General features: G+C 40.4%; 19 protein-coding genes. 12 read left to right on the top strand and 7 right to left on the bottom strand.

All coding sequences use genetic code 11. The annotated features are described in order from the left end of the window. The first annotated feature begins 316 nt into the window (after positions 1–316). Together GD630_RS21065 and GD630_RS21060 are read left to right on the top strand one after the other, a co-directional pair. The gene (locus GD630_RS21065; protein WP_005868760.1) at positions 317–883 is read left to right on the top strand and encodes a phosphoribosyltransferase; all 567 of its coding nucleotides are present in this window, start codon (positions 317–319) and stop codon (positions 881–883) included. Position 884: 1 nt separating this feature from the next. Beyond that, positions 885–1499, top strand: a complete 615-nt coding sequence (locus GD630_RS21060) for an SLOG family protein (RefSeq protein ID WP_005868759.1) — start codon at positions 885–887, stop codon at positions 1497–1499. Positions 1500–1692: 193 nt separating this feature from the next. Here the strand turns inward: GD630_RS21060 and GD630_RS21055 are convergent, their stop codons facing one another. After that, on the bottom strand, positions 1693–2856 hold the full coding sequence (locus GD630_RS21055) for an IS4 family transposase (protein WP_005868407.1): 1164 nt from the start codon (positions 2854–2856) through the stop codon (positions 1693–1695). Between the two features lie 261 nt (positions 2857–3117). On the opposite strand from GD630_RS21055, the gene GD630_RS21050 reads away from it, so the two are divergent. From GD630_RS21050 to GD630_RS21040, 3 genes are read left to right on the top strand one after another with little or no spacing between them, the layout of a single operon-like run. Next, a complete protein-coding gene (locus GD630_RS21050; protein WP_007564662.1) occupies positions 3118–3279 on the top strand; it encodes a hypothetical protein in 162 nt (53 codons plus the stop codon). A gap of 13 nt (positions 3280–3292) precedes the next feature. Next, the gene (locus GD630_RS21045) at positions 3293–3742 is read left to right on the top strand and encodes a DUF3791 domain-containing protein (protein WP_005868755.1); all 450 of its coding nucleotides are present in this window, start codon (positions 3293–3295) and stop codon (positions 3740–3742) included. Continuing rightward, positions 3739–4221: a DUF3990 domain-containing protein gene (locus tag GD630_RS21040; protein WP_005868753.1), complete on the top strand. Its 483-nt coding sequence runs from the start codon at positions 3739–3741 to the stop codon at positions 4219–4221. Before GD630_RS21045 ends, GD630_RS21040 begins: the two co-directional genes overlap by 4 nt. A 344-nt stretch (positions 4222–4565) precedes the next feature. Here the strand turns inward: GD630_RS21040 and GD630_RS21035 are convergent, their stop codons facing one another. After that, positions 4566–4763 (bottom strand): hypothetical protein, encoded by a 198-nt coding sequence (locus tag GD630_RS21035; protein WP_007564664.1) that lies wholly within the window; start codon positions 4761–4763, stop codon positions 4566–4568. A 331-nt stretch (positions 4764–5094) separates the two neighbouring features. On the opposite strand from GD630_RS21035, the gene GD630_RS21030 reads away from it, so the two are divergent. The 3 genes from GD630_RS21030 to GD630_RS21020 all read left to right on the top strand — a co-directional run bounded on the left by GD630_RS21030 (position 5095) and on the right by GD630_RS21020 (position 7212). Further along, entirely contained in the window at positions 5095–5430 is a 336-nt protein-coding gene (locus GD630_RS21030) for a single-stranded DNA-binding protein (RefSeq protein WP_005868751.1), read from the top strand. Between the two features lie 169 nt (positions 5431–5599). Next, positions 5600–5938 carry a helix-turn-helix domain-containing protein gene (locus GD630_RS21025; RefSeq protein WP_005868750.1) on the top strand — a complete coding sequence of 113 codons (339 nt, stop codon included), beginning with the start codon at positions 5600–5602 and terminating at the stop codon, positions 5936–5938. Further along, the gene (locus GD630_RS21020; protein ID WP_005868749.1) at positions 5935–7212 is read left to right on the top strand and encodes a type II toxin-antitoxin system HipA family toxin; all 1278 of its coding nucleotides are present in this window, start codon (positions 5935–5937) and stop codon (positions 7210–7212) included. Before GD630_RS21025 ends, GD630_RS21020 begins: the two co-directional genes overlap by 4 nt. Positions 7213–7369: 157 nt before the next feature. Here GD630_RS21020 and GD630_RS21015 read toward each other — a convergent pair whose 3' ends face one another. Both GD630_RS21015 and GD630_RS21010 read right to left on the bottom strand, forming a co-directional pair. After that, complete coding sequence (locus GD630_RS21015; RefSeq protein ID WP_005868748.1) at positions 7370–7531, bottom strand: hypothetical protein; 162 nt, start codon at positions 7529–7531, stop codon at positions 7370–7372. A gap of 218 nt (positions 7532–7749) precedes the next feature. Next, on the bottom strand, positions 7750–7947 hold the full coding sequence (locus GD630_RS21010) for a hypothetical protein (protein WP_007564676.1): 198 nt from the start codon (positions 7945–7947) through the stop codon (positions 7750–7752). A 331-nt stretch (positions 7948–8278) separates the two neighbouring features. On the opposite strand from GD630_RS21010, the gene GD630_RS21005 reads away from it, so the two are divergent. The 4 genes from GD630_RS21005 to GD630_RS20990 all read left to right on the top strand — a co-directional run bounded on the left by GD630_RS21005 (position 8279) and on the right by GD630_RS20990 (position 11279). Further along, entirely contained in the window at positions 8279–8677 is a 399-nt protein-coding gene (locus GD630_RS21005) for a single-stranded DNA-binding protein (RefSeq protein ID WP_005868746.1), read from the top strand. A 92-nt stretch (positions 8678–8769) separates the two neighbouring features. Further along, on the top strand, positions 8770–9081 hold the full coding sequence (locus tag GD630_RS21000) for a hypothetical protein (RefSeq protein ID WP_165852472.1): 312 nt from the start codon (positions 8770–8772) through the stop codon (positions 9079–9081). A 538-nt stretch (positions 9082–9619) separates the two neighbouring features. Beyond that, on the top strand, positions 9620–10030 hold the full coding sequence (locus GD630_RS20995; protein ID WP_005868911.1) for a PcfK-like family protein: 411 nt from the start codon (positions 9620–9622) through the stop codon (positions 10028–10030). A gap of 1 nt (position 10031) precedes the next feature. After that, complete coding sequence (locus GD630_RS20990) at positions 10032–11279, top strand: PcfJ domain-containing protein (protein ID WP_005868910.1); 1248 nt, start codon at positions 10032–10034, stop codon at positions 11277–11279. A 99-nt stretch (positions 11280–11378) separates the two neighbouring features. On the opposite strand, the gene GD630_RS20985 is transcribed toward GD630_RS20990, so the two are convergent. The 3 genes from GD630_RS20985 to GD630_RS20975 all read right to left on the bottom strand — a co-directional run bounded on the left by GD630_RS20985 (position 11379) and on the right by GD630_RS20975 (position 13498). Continuing rightward, complete coding sequence (locus tag GD630_RS20985) at positions 11379–11864, bottom strand: hypothetical protein (protein WP_005868909.1); 486 nt, start codon at positions 11862–11864, stop codon at positions 11379–11381. Positions 11865–11917: 53 nt separating this feature from the next. Continuing rightward, positions 11918–12943 carry a toprim domain-containing protein gene (locus GD630_RS20980; protein ID WP_005868908.1) on the bottom strand — a complete coding sequence of 342 codons (1026 nt, stop codon included), beginning with the start codon at positions 12941–12943 and terminating at the stop codon, positions 11918–11920. 135 nt (positions 12944–13078) lie between these two features. After that, positions 13079–13498, bottom strand: a complete 420-nt coding sequence (locus tag GD630_RS20975; protein ID WP_005868906.1) for a hypothetical protein — start codon at positions 13496–13498, stop codon at positions 13079–13081. Between the last annotated feature and the right edge of the window lie 14 nt (positions 13499–13512).

The following is a 13512-nucleotide window of genomic DNA, read 5'->3' as shown; positions in this document are numbered from 1 at the left end:
CTGAGATCCTTTGTTTTTGAACGGCAAATTTATTTCGGTGGATGGATACGAAAGAGTTCCGGTCTTCGCCCTTTGTCCCGAAAAAAATAACGCCGGACGGCTTCGCTGTCCCCAACATTTTTTGTCGTCCAAAACTTTTCTTAATCCCTCCTTCCTTATTGATGCGTGCCGTAAAAAAAAGGCTCATAAACTCAGATGGGGCATGAAAGCTCAAAAAAAAAGTCGGCAGAAAGAAAAGGCCATCCCGGAAAGGGGTTTAAAAAAAGGTCTTTAAATCTAGCTGAAGCATAAGTTTAATTTTAATAGATAAAAGACTATGGCACATCAGAGTAAATATCCTAGTTTAGACAGACAATGGCATAAGATGATGTTTTCTTTCTTTGAGTATCTTCCTATGCAATATCGGCAGGCAACGGAAAGAGAATGGCAAATTCGTAAGATGATATGGAGTTTTAAGGATGGAAAAGCTTATTTGAATATAGCTTGGATGATAGCGAATAAGTTACATCAAGTTTTTGGTGATGATGTTAAGAATATTGTTTTTGCTTGTGTTCCGGCTTCTTCCGCTGATAAGAATGAACTTCGTTATAAGGGGTTTGCTTCGGCTGTGTGTAAGTTTTCAGGTGCTATCAATGCGTATGAACATATACGTGTCAGTGGAGATCGTTTGGCTATTCACGAGAAATTTGACAGCAAGTCGCTTCAAAAAGTACAAGTGATAGAATTTGACAAGGACTTTTTTCGGGGTAAGAAAATCTTGGTATTTGACGATATTTTAACAAAAGGGTTTTCGTATGCTCGTTTCGCATGTCAGTTGGAAAAAATAGGAGGTGAGGTTTTGGGAGGTTTCTTTTTAGGTAAAACAGTTGTCCGTATGTTATAAGATGAAAGAAAAAGAGAGTTATATAGAGAAGCAGAAGGATATCTTTGGAGATACTACTTGGTTCACTTATCGTTATGAGGTGAATGGAATGGTGTATGAAACTTCGGCAGGTTCGTTGGATATATGTAGAAAGGCACGTGATAAATGGATGAAAATGATGTCCGTTGCTTTTACCGGTCATAGAACGATACGAACAAATAAATATGCTTTGTCCGTATCGTTGAATGAAGAGGTACGTTTCTGCTATGAGAATGGAATCCGTTTTTTCTATATTGGTTGTGCGGTTGGATTTGACATGATGGCTGCTCATACCGTACTTGAACAAAGGAAACAATATCCCGATATGGTTTTGGTGGCGGTTGTTCCTTATGTCGGGCAAGATGTGTATTTCAACAAAGAGGACAAACAGAGGTATGCTGATATTTTGCGCCAAGCCGACAAGGTGGTAGTTCTATCCGAATATTATTATGCCCAATGCTATGCCCACCGTAATGATTACATGATTTCACACGCCTGTAGGCTGATTGCCTATTGGGATGGAAAATCTGCCGGAGGAACTTCTTATACGTTTAACAAGGCACAAAAAAAGAAATTGGTGATATACAATCTGTTTTGATTCAGATTGTATATCGTTGTTTTCCAGCGGTATGATCAAACGTGGCGATGTCATACAGTCTGGTTGCTGTAAGTGCTAATACTTCCGATGCAAAAGAGAAAGACACAATAAATATGAAAAGCAATGATAGATGAATTTTACTTAATTGTTTTACCTTTGTAAAACATTAGTGTCCCATTAAAATTGGGACGAATTAAAAATTAAATAAACTTGGCCCATTTGGTCCGAATCGTTCTTTGTCATTTTGAAATTTAGTTTTATCAAAGAGGTCTCTCAGATGAGTCTTATCAGTCAATGAGATGCTCAGTATTTGTAACACTTCATATGTACTTCTGTTCAGTTGCATATCGTGTTGAATGATTGCCACCAAACAGTAAGCGCATATAGCAGCATATATCTGTATTCGAACAGCATTCTCTGTAGTTCCCCAAAATCTTTTGATTTTAAGGTGCTGCTTGAGCCATTTGAAAAACAGCTCTACCTGCCAGCGATTTTTATAAAGTTCAGCAACTTGAAGCGCAGATATATGCATCGCATTGGTTATGAATGTAAATTCTCGTTCTTGTTCTTCATCCCAATATTTAACCAATCTAAGTGGCTCTGGATAATATTGTTTAGGATAGAATCCTGTCAGAAATACACTTGCGTCTGAAAGCACATTCTTAGGCAGCCTACGTTTCCATTGGATGGATTTGTACCCGAGATTCTTTTTTGCTCTGACAACAAAGTAGGCTTCAATTTGATGAATTTTATACAGTATTTTGAAGTTGTTATAACCGCGGTCAAAGATGTAATAAGAGCTTGGTTCATAAGGAATTTCAATCATAACTTTAGAATCGTGTACGGATGCTTCCGTGATATGAAAGAATGCAGGAATCTGTGTTTCCACATCATATAATGTATGCACTTTGATACCACCTTTCTTTTTGCGGAATTTTGCCCACCAAAAGACTGAAAGGCACAGGTCAATAGTAGTCGAATCGAAAGCATAAACGTTACCGCCAAGTTTGAAAATATGATTAGCACACTTTTGTCGTGCTTCGCTAACCAGGTAGTAAGCATATTCTTCAAAGATGTGATAGTCTCTATCTTGATTTGCTCTTGCCAGCGATGACTTTGATACATTTTTACCCATTCCTAAATGATAACATTTGGAATGATGAGCTTCAAGAGCAACTATCAAATCTCGCAGACTTTCACGATTAGAAAGTTGACCAAACATCAAAGCAAGTAGTTGATTCCAGCAGGTGAAGTGCTTCACATATTTATCACCATCATACTTGGTGACTATGCGGTTAAACTTACTTCGATTCAGAAATGAAGCCAATTGAGCGAAAACGTATTTGTCTTGGAACATATGCCATCGGATTAATCTGATGCAAAGCTACAAATTCAAGTCCGTTCGCTCGGAAAATCGCTGTAACTAACTAAATTTCAAATATTTCAAAGAACTCTTTTAGATTTTAATGGGACAACAATGTTTGTAAAAGGTAAAACAATATGCGTTTTTCAGATACAGAGAACAATATGACCTTTTGCATAGGTGTGTGTTGGTTAGGAACTCCAAATATGGAGTCGTTGCAGAAAATAATGATGAACTTGAATATTATTGATAAGGATGGAAACAATGGAAGCTAATGAACTGATGCGATATGCCTATGAATTACTGCAAGGGCATTCGAATGAAGAATGTGCCCGAATATTAAGAGAAGTGGTGGCCGAGTGTCAGGTGTGTATAAAGAACTGTGAAGAAGGTGTTTTCGAAAATATGCTAAAGTAATAACAACAAGAATATGGAAATTACTCATAAAAATCAAGGAGAACTTGACTCAACCATGCTCCCATTCGTGATGAGAGAGCTGGTAGAACTGGTCATGAAGAAAAAGGCATTGCCTTTAGGCGATGCACTGTATTATATATATTCTTCCAAGTTGTATAAATCTTTGCTGGATAAGAGTACCAAGTTATGGTATTCAAGTACATTGTCGCTTTATGAAACATTGGAGAAGGAAAAAACAGAAGAAAAACGACGGTATAACGGTGACACGAAGATCCTGCTTTTCAAGATGTTCTGCATTGAGAATTATAGGGAGGAAAAGAAACAAAGTGCGGAAGAAACCTTGTTGTTGTTTTCGGACTATGGGGTTTTTGATTTTTTGGATGAGACTTTTGAAATGCTTCATACCCAAGACCCCGAATATATATTAGATACTATAACGACTTATATCAATAAAAGAAAATGAGACTATTTCATGGATCTACAGTTACCGTGAAACGCCCTAATATACAGAAAGGACGGAAGGCTACGGACTTTGGGAAGGGATTTTATACGACAACCAACTTTGAACAAGCAAAAAAATGGGCTTTGTTGAAGAAGAACAGGGAACAGAGCGAAAAAGCAATCGTCTCTGTTTATGAAGTTCCCGATGATATTCTTGATAGGGAATATCCGGTTCTTCGGTTTATGGGTGCGACAAAAGAATGGCTGGAGTTTGTTGTCAACAACCGCAGAGGAAGAGAAAACGGTGACTATGACCTAATAATGGGGCCTGTCGCAAATGACCAGTTATATGCGACAATTCGGCTTTATGAACAGAGAGTTGTTACGGCTGAAGCCGCTATTGAGATGCTGAAAGCGCATAAGTTGTTCAATCAGCTTTCATTTCATACGGTAACAGTCGCTTTGTTGTTGAAGTTTGTTGAATCAATTGAAGTGGGGTAAAGAATATGTGAAGTGAAAATAGGGGGAAGTTTATCCCCCAATGGTAAGGTTGTTTTTTGCGTCCACTTAGTTTTTTCCCACCCACCCTTTCAGCGGAGTGACTGCCCGGCAGTCTGTTGCTTACCCATATGTCCTAGCCTTTTAGGGCTGTAGATAGGTAGTTGGATATTTCGCTGCCAAATCGGCAGTCCGCTTCAATCGTTTGCTTGCTTTTCTCCGAGTGGAGCCTTTCTGCTTTTCCGGTGGTGTAATCTTCTTTTATTGGAAACAGGTGTAGTGGCTGTATGCCTGTGTGGTTATGTTCTCCCGCAGAATCCGCAAGTCAGTTCTTCCGTTGCAGCTTTTCATTTTATCGTGCAGTCACTTTTTTCGATACGTGGAATATGATATGCTTCATTCTTCGGCTTCATTTTTTTAAAAGGAATTGCAGATGTTTCTTCCGGTGTGTCGATAGGCGGCTGACCATCTTTTCGGGATGTGCCATGCTTGCTGTCTAACCGGTTGTTTTTTGCATCCTTTCCAAACCTGTTACTGATTTTCAAGTTTTGTCTTTTTCATATCATTTTTTAGGGAAGTCAAATCATTTTCCGTTGCAAATATAGATTGTTGCTAACCCCTTTTACGGGGATAAGGGGACGATTCACAAACACCACGTTGTTATTCGTCTGAAATCTTCCTTTTTTTGCCTTGCACAAAAAGCGTATTTAACCCGAATTATTCGTTGCCATCTTCACCAATAAAAAAGTTACAAATCTTCCTTTTTCCGGCCAGCATAAAAAGAGTATTTATATCTTTTTTCATGGTGTCCCCCAAAGCCAACAATCAGTTATTGCACTGTAAAATTGATTAATTAACTTCTAAAAAATCAGAGATATGAAAAAGATTGAAAATTCATTCGCAGTAACAGGCAGGATTTGTAGGGATGCAGAAATCCATTTATTCGAAATAGTAAAGGTTGCACACTTCTCTATTGTGGTCAGTCGCATAGGCAAGATAAATGAAGAAAAAACATTTGTTTCCTCTGTTATGAAAGTTGAAGCCTGGAGTAAGATGGAAGACCGCTATGCTTTTTGGATACTGCAAAAAGATGTACTGATTACCGTTGAAGGCTACTTTAAGCCGGAAGAATGGACGGATTCTAAAAGTGGGGAGAAACGTAACCGCATTGTGATGGTAGCTACTAAGTTCTACCCGACTCCGGAAAAATAAGAACCCCCGGACTAAAAAGAAAAAGCAATCAAACGATTGAAGCGGCACAAGGTCGCTTCAATCGTTTGCTAATGCGGCAGAAGATTATAAAAAAAGTGTTTCTTAATTTGGTGATTTTCAGATTTATCGGTATTTTTGTATCAAAAATGATACCTAAATATGTTTTTCTATGAAAAGATTATATGATACATATACAATATACGAATTTTCAGATGAATGTATTGTAAAGGAAATCTGCAAGAGAGTTAAGTCTATAAGACTTAGCTGCTGTTTTTCCCAGCAAGAATTTGCGGATAAGGCAGGAGTATCTATCGTTACTATTAAGAGAATAGAATCTTGTAAAGTAAGTGATATTGCCCTAAGTACATTGCTTAAGATTTTGCGTATAAGTGGAACTCTTGAAGGCGTTGTCGGTTTGGTTCCGGAACTTCCAGACTCCCCTTTCCTAATCAATGAAAAAACAGGTAAAAGAATACAAAGAATTAACGGTAAACGTAAGATGGTATGAAGAAAGAGCCGATTATAGTGAATGTATATCTGTGGGGGACTTGCATTGGCAAATTGAATTGGGACTTTGAAAAGCATTGTTCTGTATTCCAATTTACGGATGAATATAGGAAACAAGATTATGATATATGCCCTTCCACACACCCTAAGAGAACCCCTTTGTTTGCGTCTTTCTATGGGAATAAAGATAAATTATATCAAGGGCTTCCGGAATTTCTTGCAGATGCGCTTCCTGACAAATGGGGGGCTTCCCTATTTGACCAATGGCTCACGGATAATAATATAAAGGTTACGGAATCATTGCCTCTATTGAAGCTCTCTTATATTGGCAAGAGGGCTATGGGAGCATTGGAATTTGAACCGGAATTTAATGATGATGCCATCCATGAGTCAGTAAATATGTCATCATTGGCAACTTTGGCTTCTAAAATATATAATGATCGAGATGCTGCTGTCATATCACCGGAGGATAGCCTCACGATGAAAAAGTTGATATATCTTGGAACTTCTGCCGGTGGCATGCGCCCGAAGGCAGTGATTGCCTATAATCTCGAAACGGAAGAGTTTCGTTCCGGCCAGGTGGATTTGCCTGAAAATTTTAAGCAGTATATCATCAAATTTAAAGAAGCAGATGACTCTCCTACCACAGAGATAGAAATGGTATATAGCGAAATGGCAAAGGCGGCGGGAATCAACATGATGCCATGCTTCCTGAAAGAAATTGATGGAAGAAATCATTTCGTAACGGAAAGATTTGATCGTAAGAATGGAGAAAAGCTCTTTAGTCAGACCCTTGCGGCCATTATGCCGGGTGCAGATGATTATATGAAGCTGTGTTGGATAGCAGAGACTCTGAAACTTCCCCAGGAAGACAAAGATCAGATATTTATCAGAATGGTATTTAATTATGTCGCAGGTATATCCGATGATCATAATAAGAACATATCGTTTATCATGGATAAGGCAGGGGTATGGCGTTTATCACCTGCATATGATGTAATGTTCACGGCAAATACATGGGAAAATTCTTCAGCACACATTCATTCGATGGGCGTGATGGGCAAAAGGTCTGCCTTGACTACAAGTGATTTCGTCAACTTTGCCGAGGATTTTGTAGAGGAGCCCGAAAAGAAGATATTACAGGTGTTCGATGCTGTAAGCAAATTTCAATCGTTATGCGCCACGTATGGCATAGATAAGGCTATATTTGATAAAATCCAACATGTATTGGATGGATTGGTCACTGATGATTTGGATTTGCTGCAATTAACTTAAAGAACAGTAGATGGTGATAGTTGCTCCAGTCTTTTCTGGAACGGCTTTCTTTTCTTTTGAGATCTTTATACCCCTATTTGTTATTTTGGAGAAAGTCACATGTTTCCCACCCACCCTTTCAGCGGAGTGACTGTCCCCGTTTCAGGATTTCTCATAGTCACTCGCAGGCTCCGTGATTGTGTGAAATCCAGGAATGGGGAAGGCAAAGGAGAGAGGCATATCCGGTCTGCTTTCGGAGCTTCGGCCACATCGAGACAACCTCTTTCCGGCGGCTATGCCACTCTCCTTTTATTTGCCCGGCAGTCTGTTGCTTACCCATATGCCCCAGCCTTTTAGGGCTGTATATAGGTAGTCGGATATTTCGCCGCTAAATCGGCAGTCCGCTTCAATCGTTTGCTTGCTTTTCTCCGAGTGGATGCCTTTCTGTTTTTCCGGTTGTATAATCTTCTTTTTCCGGAAACAGTTGTAGTGGCTGTATGCCTGTATGGTTATGTTCTCCCCGCAGAATCCGCAAGTCTGTTCTTCCGTTGCAGCCTTTCATTTTATCGTGCAGTCACTTTTTTCGATACGTGGAATATTGTATGCTTCATTCTTCGGCTTCATTTTTTTAAAAGGAATTGCAGAGGTTTCTTCCGGTGTGTCGATAGGCGGCTGACCATATTTTCGGAATGTGCCATGCTTGCTGTCTGACCGGTTGTTTTTTGCATCCTTTCCAAACCTGTTGCTGATTTTCAAGTTTTGTCTTTTTCATATCATTTTTTAGGGAAGTCAAATCATTTTCCGTTGCAAATATAGATTGTTGCTAACCCCTTTTACGGGGATAAGGGGACGATTCACAAACACCACGTTGTTATTCGTCTGAAATCTTCCTTTTTTTGCCTTGCATAAAAAGCGTATTTAACCCGAATTATTTGCTGCCATCTTCACCAATAAAAAAGTTACAAATCTTCCTTTTTCCGGCCAGCATAAAAAGAGTATTTATATCTTTTTTCATGGTGTCCCCCAAAGCCAACAATCAGTTATTGCACTGTAAAATTGATTAATTAACTTCTAAAAAATCAGAGATATGAAAAAGATTGAAAATTCATTCGCAGTAACAGGTTTTATCGGTAAGGATGCAGAAATCCGTAGTTTTGAAACAGCAAGCGTAGCACGCTTTTCTATCGCGGTCAGCCGTGCAGACAAGACAGGTGAAGAAACCTCTTATGTTTCCGCTTTCATGGGGATTGAAGCCTGGAGAAAGAATGAAGCACTGGATTCCTTCGATGTATTGAAAAAAGGTGAGCTGATAACCGTTGAAGGCTACTTTAAGCCGGAAGAATGGACGGATTCTAAAAGTGGGGAGAAGCGTAACCGCATTGTGATGGTAGCCACCAAGTTTTATCCGGCTCCGGAAAAAGAAGAAGAAAAACCGGATCAGCCTAAACAGAAGGCTGTCTCTAAAAAGAAAAAAGCAAGCAAATGATTGAAGCGGCCTAGTGCCGCTTTTTTTTGCTACATATCCGAGAGTGTTTTTGCGTTCACGCAGTATTCTTCCCCACCCTCCCCTTCATCGGAATGACTGTTCTCATTCCCGGTTTGCCCGTAGTCATCCGCTATGCGGCTGATTATGGGCAAACCAGAAAAGAGAAGTTCCAAACGTGGGCGGGATTGCAATGGTCATCATCCGGAGCTTCGGCATTGCCGAAACAACCTCCTTCTTCCGTATTGCAGTTCCTTCCTTTTACCGTTTGTCCCGGCAGTCCGTTGCTAACCCGTTCCCCCCCTGTCACTTGTGGCAGGGAGATAGGAATACGGTTTTGCAAGCAAAACCGTATGGTTTGTTTTACTTTCCGTACTGCCCTTTTCCTTGTTTTCTGCCTCCCCTAATGTGCTTTTTTCATAGCTCCATCTGAGATCCTTTGTTTTTGAACGGCAAATTTATTTCGGTGGATGGATACGAAAGAGTTCCGGTCTTCGCCCCTTTGTCCCGAAAAAAATAACGCCGGACGGCTTCGCTGTCCCCAACATTTTTTGTCGTCCAAAACTTTTCTTAATCCCTCCTTCCTTATTGTTGTGTGCCGTAAAAAAAAGGCTCATAAACTCAGATGGGGCATGAAAGCTCAAAAAAAAAGTCGGCAGAAAGAAAAGGCCATCCCGGAAAGGGGTTTTAAAAAAAGGTCTTTAAATCTAGCTGAAGCATAAAATTAGAAGTTTAACAAACTAAGTAGCAGAAGTATATGCAAATCATTCAATTTGTTTTTTCGGTCATCATCGCTCTTTGTGCAGTGGCTATGTTTGTCGGAGCGGTAATAACGCCAAGTCCGATAAAGGTTGTGTCGGTTACGTTGTTGGCTCTTATTTGCCTATTCTCCTTGTTTCTCGTGAAATTGGCTTATTGTGAAATGAAATCTAAAAATGATATACTATGAAAGTGTCAGAACAATTTAAAAGTACCATCAAGGCATACCTTGATAATATGGCAGCGGTGGATAGTCTGTTTGCTCCAGTCTATCAAAAACCTACAAAGAATATAGATAATTGCATTACCTATATTTTAAACCAAGTGAAGAAAAGCGGTTGCTGTGGTTTTAGTGATGATGAAATTTTTGGTATGGCGTTGCACTATTATCAGGAAGATAATATTGAGGTGGGTAGCCCATTGAAATGTAATGTAGTCGTAAATCATCATGTTGAATTGTCAGAGGAAGAAAAGAAAGCGGCTCGTGAGGCTGCTATCAAAAAATTGCAGGAGGAAGAATTGGCAAAGTTGAAGAAGCGTCAACAAGCTAAACGTGAGAACAACACCGAAGTACAAACCCAGTTAACTCTTTTTTGATATGAAACCCAAGACAAAATTACAAATGGAAATCGTGAATGGGAGCAGGAAGTTAGCTCCCGTTTCAGAGGCTCAAAAGCGTTATGCCTATAAACATTGCTTTGTGCATTATTTCAAGCGTGATGCAAAGGGGAATTGCTTTTGTTTGGATTGTGGGCATACATGGCGGGATAAGGAAGATAAGAAAAACTGTAAATGTCCTCATTGCGGTATGAACCTGAAATTGGAGAATAGCAGGAAAAGGACGGCTGTATATAAAGAATATTTTTGTGTGATTACTACATACAAGCAATATCAAGTTATCCGTTTTTTTATGGTGGACTGCCGGCTGAAAAAAGGGTCTCCGGCTAATTACTTTATAATTGAGGCGGTACAGTGTTGGATGAATAAAGAGGGCAAGACAGAAACGCTGTCTTTGCTGCGGGGCATGTCTATATTTTATTACGATGCATGGATATATGGAAGTTCTTTGGAATTGCGTAAGCGGAATGTGCATCATGACCGTATTTATGATATTTGCCCGGCAGTTATCTATCCGAGAATGAAAGTGATACCCGAACTTACGAGGAATGGATTTAAGGGTGCCTTTTATGATATTTGTCCGAGTTCCTTCTTTATGACATTATTAACTGATAATCGGATGGAGATATTATATAAGGCAGGGCAAATGAATTTGTTCTTGAGATTTTTAGAGAGAAAATACGGTATAGATAAGTATTGGACGTATGTAAAAATCTGTTTAAGACATGACTATGTGATACATGATGCGGACTTGTGGCTGGACTATGTGGATATGCTGATAGAAAATAAATTGGATGCGAGAAATCCTCATTATTTGTGTCCGTTGAATGTAGAAGAAGCGCATGATTGGGTGATGGGGAAATGTAAGAAAAAATATTCTGAAAAGGATGAAAAAGACTATATTGCTGCCAAATCACGTTTCTTTAATCTTTCGTTTGCGGATGGAAATATTATGGTTCGGGTATTGGAAAGCCTTTCGGACTTTTACAAAGAGGGAAAGTTGCTGCATCATTGTGTATTCAGCAACGCCTATTATAAGAGAGAAGATTCGTTGATAATGTCGGCAACGGTGGATGGAAGGCGCATGGAAACGGTGGAGTTTTCACTTAGCAGGATGGAGGTGTGCCAGTGTCGTGGAAAGTCTAACCAATTATCAGCCTATCATGACCGGATTCTGAATTTGGTACGGGATAATATACCGTTGATAAGGGAAAGGATGGTAGTGTAATGAATAGCCCACACATCTAAATGTGTGGGAGTTCTTTTTTGGAAGACGCCCAAAAAAGAACCCCAAAAAACGTTGTCGCTACACATCGTTACGCTCGGATTATTTGCTTGTCGGCTTTAGTTTGCCGATACATTTTTCCATGTCGGGGGACAATAGGAAAGAAGCCGTCTTTTTCTGCTGCACCCCTGAGTGTGGCTGGACGATGGCATACCTGCATTTTAATATCTTGCCGATAACTTCCGTACTGTCACGGTGCAGGTACATGGCTTTCATGGCATCCGTTGCTTTCAGGCTTTTTTCGGCTTCCATATAGGCGGAAAAGGACGGTTTGAATAAGGCACGGGGACTTTCCGCTTTCTGTATGACAGCGGATAATTGTGCGCTTTTGTTGTTCAGGTAGCACAGGCTGTCCGATACGGTGACGTCTTCTGTTTCCAACACTTCCAGTAGTTCGAACTTTAAATCCGTCCAGGTGCCGTGAGAATCTGTCTGAACCCATTCCGCAATGGCCTTCTCATAGCCGGGTTTGCTGCATGAGGAAAAGGCAATGAGCAGCATACAAAAAAATAAATGCTTGATATTCATATTGATCTGATTTTATAGGTTGTCGTATTATGTGATGGAGCAAATCTATGAGGTTACTGGCCGTCCTCCGTGGAGGAACAGATGCCACACGAGATTTTCAGATCATCGTTCCAATCCTTGTTTTCCGAAAGTTCGACGTTCTTCAGTTTCCGTACCTTGTTGCGGAGTTCATCGTTACTCAGGCTCTCGACATCAGTCGTATCGCCATGAAAGTAACGATGCAGCCATAGAGTGTACTTGTGCCCTTGTTTGTCGTTGTCAAAGATGCTCCGGAGCTCCTTTACCTGGTTCTTGTCAAGAATCAGGCGTAATAGCCTCATTTGTCCTTCCGTGAATGTCCCTTCCGTAGATACATATACAAGATTGAGGTCGTTTCCGGAATGGCGTAATTGATAGTGGGAGATACAGTCTATAAATGACTCCCCAATGTAGAGAATGTCTATCGGGCGGCTTTTGTCATGGTTGCTGGTCGCCAGACAGTCGAACTTGCCACCGATAATCCCTTTGAATGTTTCATTTCGTTGAGAAATGGCTTGCACACCGTTTTCATTGTACATCTTGATGCACACGTTGCGGTAAACACTCCCTTTGTTCTTTACCTCACGGATAAAGAAAGTGTCTTTGAAGAACCGGCTTTCAATGCTTTCTTTCAGGATACCTCTTTTCTGGAGATAATTGCCCTTGTAGGGTTGTAGCTGGCTCAAGTAGAATTGAAGTTCGTCCGCTCTCATGCTTGTGTTACCTACTTCATACCGGCTTTTTTCGGGTGTCGTGATGCGGTTGGTGTTGATGTAGTTCTGAAGGATCTCCCCCACCTCGCGCAAGGACGGCATTTTTCCGGTTGTTTCAAATAGATGTTCCTGCATCAGATCCATGATACTGCGGCCACGCACGCTGTCACTATGCACGTCCCAATAGGTGTATTGGTTCTGCGAGTTCCGCTTGATGACGATGGTATGCGTTCCGTTGCTCATTTTGGGACAGGAGTTGGAAGAGCCTTCCACGATTTTCCATCCTAGTTCCAGCAGGAAATCGGGCAGAGAAATGGTTGTTTTTATCTGATTGAAATCGACTTTCATAACGTTGACTGGATTAGTTGAATCTCATTTTATCTGAGCTTAGATTATAAATGAGAAAGATTATCTTTCATAAAGATAAGAAATATCATCTAAATATGGAAGAGAAAGTATATGTTTTTTGATTCGTCTGCATTTTTATTTCAAGGTACTGTAAACCAAATCAACAGTAGTGTCTATACCGGGAACGGCCTCCAACTGTTTGCTCTGGTTGAATACGCTTTCCCCGTCTTTTTTTATCTGCATGGTGATGATAGCACTCTCTTTTGAATAGAGAATGCCTTGCACGGTAATTTGGCTGACAGGCTTTTCCGTGCTGTATTCCGCTTTATCGGTGAAACTCTCATCTACGGAAGCTGCGGAGGTACCGGTGCGTTCGTTCCTGAATCTCACGCCGTCAAGATTATATATATGCACACTGCCTTTGGGTGAGGAACCGGTTACGGCTACGGTGATGTGATACATGCCGGCTTTGTCTGTTTCCGATTGGATTTCCTCTTTGTTGCATGAAGCGGCCAATAAGCAGGCTGCCGCTAATAATGAATGAATTTTTCTCATGGTAGGATTCTTTT

This window comes from Bacteroides zhangwenhongii (assembly GCF_009193325.2).
Classification (GTDB): Bacteria; Bacteroidota; Bacteroidia; order Bacteroidales; family Bacteroidaceae; genus Bacteroides; species Bacteroides zhangwenhongii.
This window is presented reverse-complemented; position numbering and strand designations above follow the sequence as displayed.

Coding starts and splice junctions, on each gene's coding strand:
- GD630_RS21060 (WP_005868759.1), top strand. CDS start 885: ATGAAAGAAAAAGAGAGTTATATAGAGAAGCAGAAGGATATCTTTGGA.
- GD630_RS21005 (WP_005868746.1), top strand. CDS start 8,279: ATGAAAAAGATTGAAAATTCATTCGCAGTAACAGGTTTTATCGGTAAG.
- GD630_RS20990 (WP_005868910.1), top strand. CDS start 10,032: ATGAAACCCAAGACAAAATTACAAATGGAAATCGTGAATGGGAGCAGG.
- GD630_RS21040 (WP_005868753.1), top strand. CDS start 3,739: ATGAGACTATTTCATGGATCTACAGTTACCGTGAAACGCCCTAATATA.
- GD630_RS21065 (WP_005868760.1), top strand. CDS start 317: ATGGCACATCAGAGTAAATATCCTAGTTTAGACAGACAATGGCATAAG.
- GD630_RS21055 (WP_005868407.1), bottom strand. CDS start 2,856: ATGTTCCAAGACAAATACGTTTTCGCTCAATTGGCTTCATTTCTGAAT.
- GD630_RS20980 (WP_005868908.1), bottom strand. CDS start 12,943: ATGAAAGTCGATTTCAATCAGATAAAAACAACCATTTCTCTGCCCGAT.
- GD630_RS21045 (WP_005868755.1), top strand. CDS start 3,293: ATGGAAATTACTCATAAAAATCAAGGAGAACTTGACTCAACCATGCTC.
- GD630_RS21025 (WP_005868750.1), top strand. CDS start 5,600: ATGAAAAGATTATATGATACATATACAATATACGAATTTTCAGATGAA.
- GD630_RS21050 (WP_007564662.1), top strand. CDS start 3,118: ATGGAAACAATGGAAGCTAATGAACTGATGCGATATGCCTATGAATTA.
- GD630_RS21000 (WP_165852472.1), top strand. CDS start 8,770: ATGACTGTTCTCATTCCCGGTTTGCCCGTAGTCATCCGCTATGCGGCT.
- GD630_RS20995 (WP_005868911.1), top strand. CDS start 9,620: ATGAAAGTGTCAGAACAATTTAAAAGTACCATCAAGGCATACCTTGAT.
- GD630_RS20985 (WP_005868909.1), bottom strand. CDS start 11,864: ATGAATATCAAGCATTTATTTTTTTGTATGCTGCTCATTGCCTTTTCC.
- GD630_RS21015 (WP_005868748.1), bottom strand. CDS start 7,531: ATGGGTAAGCAACAGACTGCCGGGCAAATAAAAGGAGAGTGGCATAGC.
- GD630_RS20975 (WP_005868906.1), bottom strand. CDS start 13,498: ATGAGAAAAATTCATTCATTATTAGCGGCAGCCTGCTTATTGGCCGCT.
- GD630_RS21030 (WP_005868751.1), top strand. CDS start 5,095: ATGAAAAAGATTGAAAATTCATTCGCAGTAACAGGCAGGATTTGTAGG.
- GD630_RS21020 (WP_005868749.1), top strand. CDS start 5,935: ATGAAGAAAGAGCCGATTATAGTGAATGTATATCTGTGGGGGACTTGC.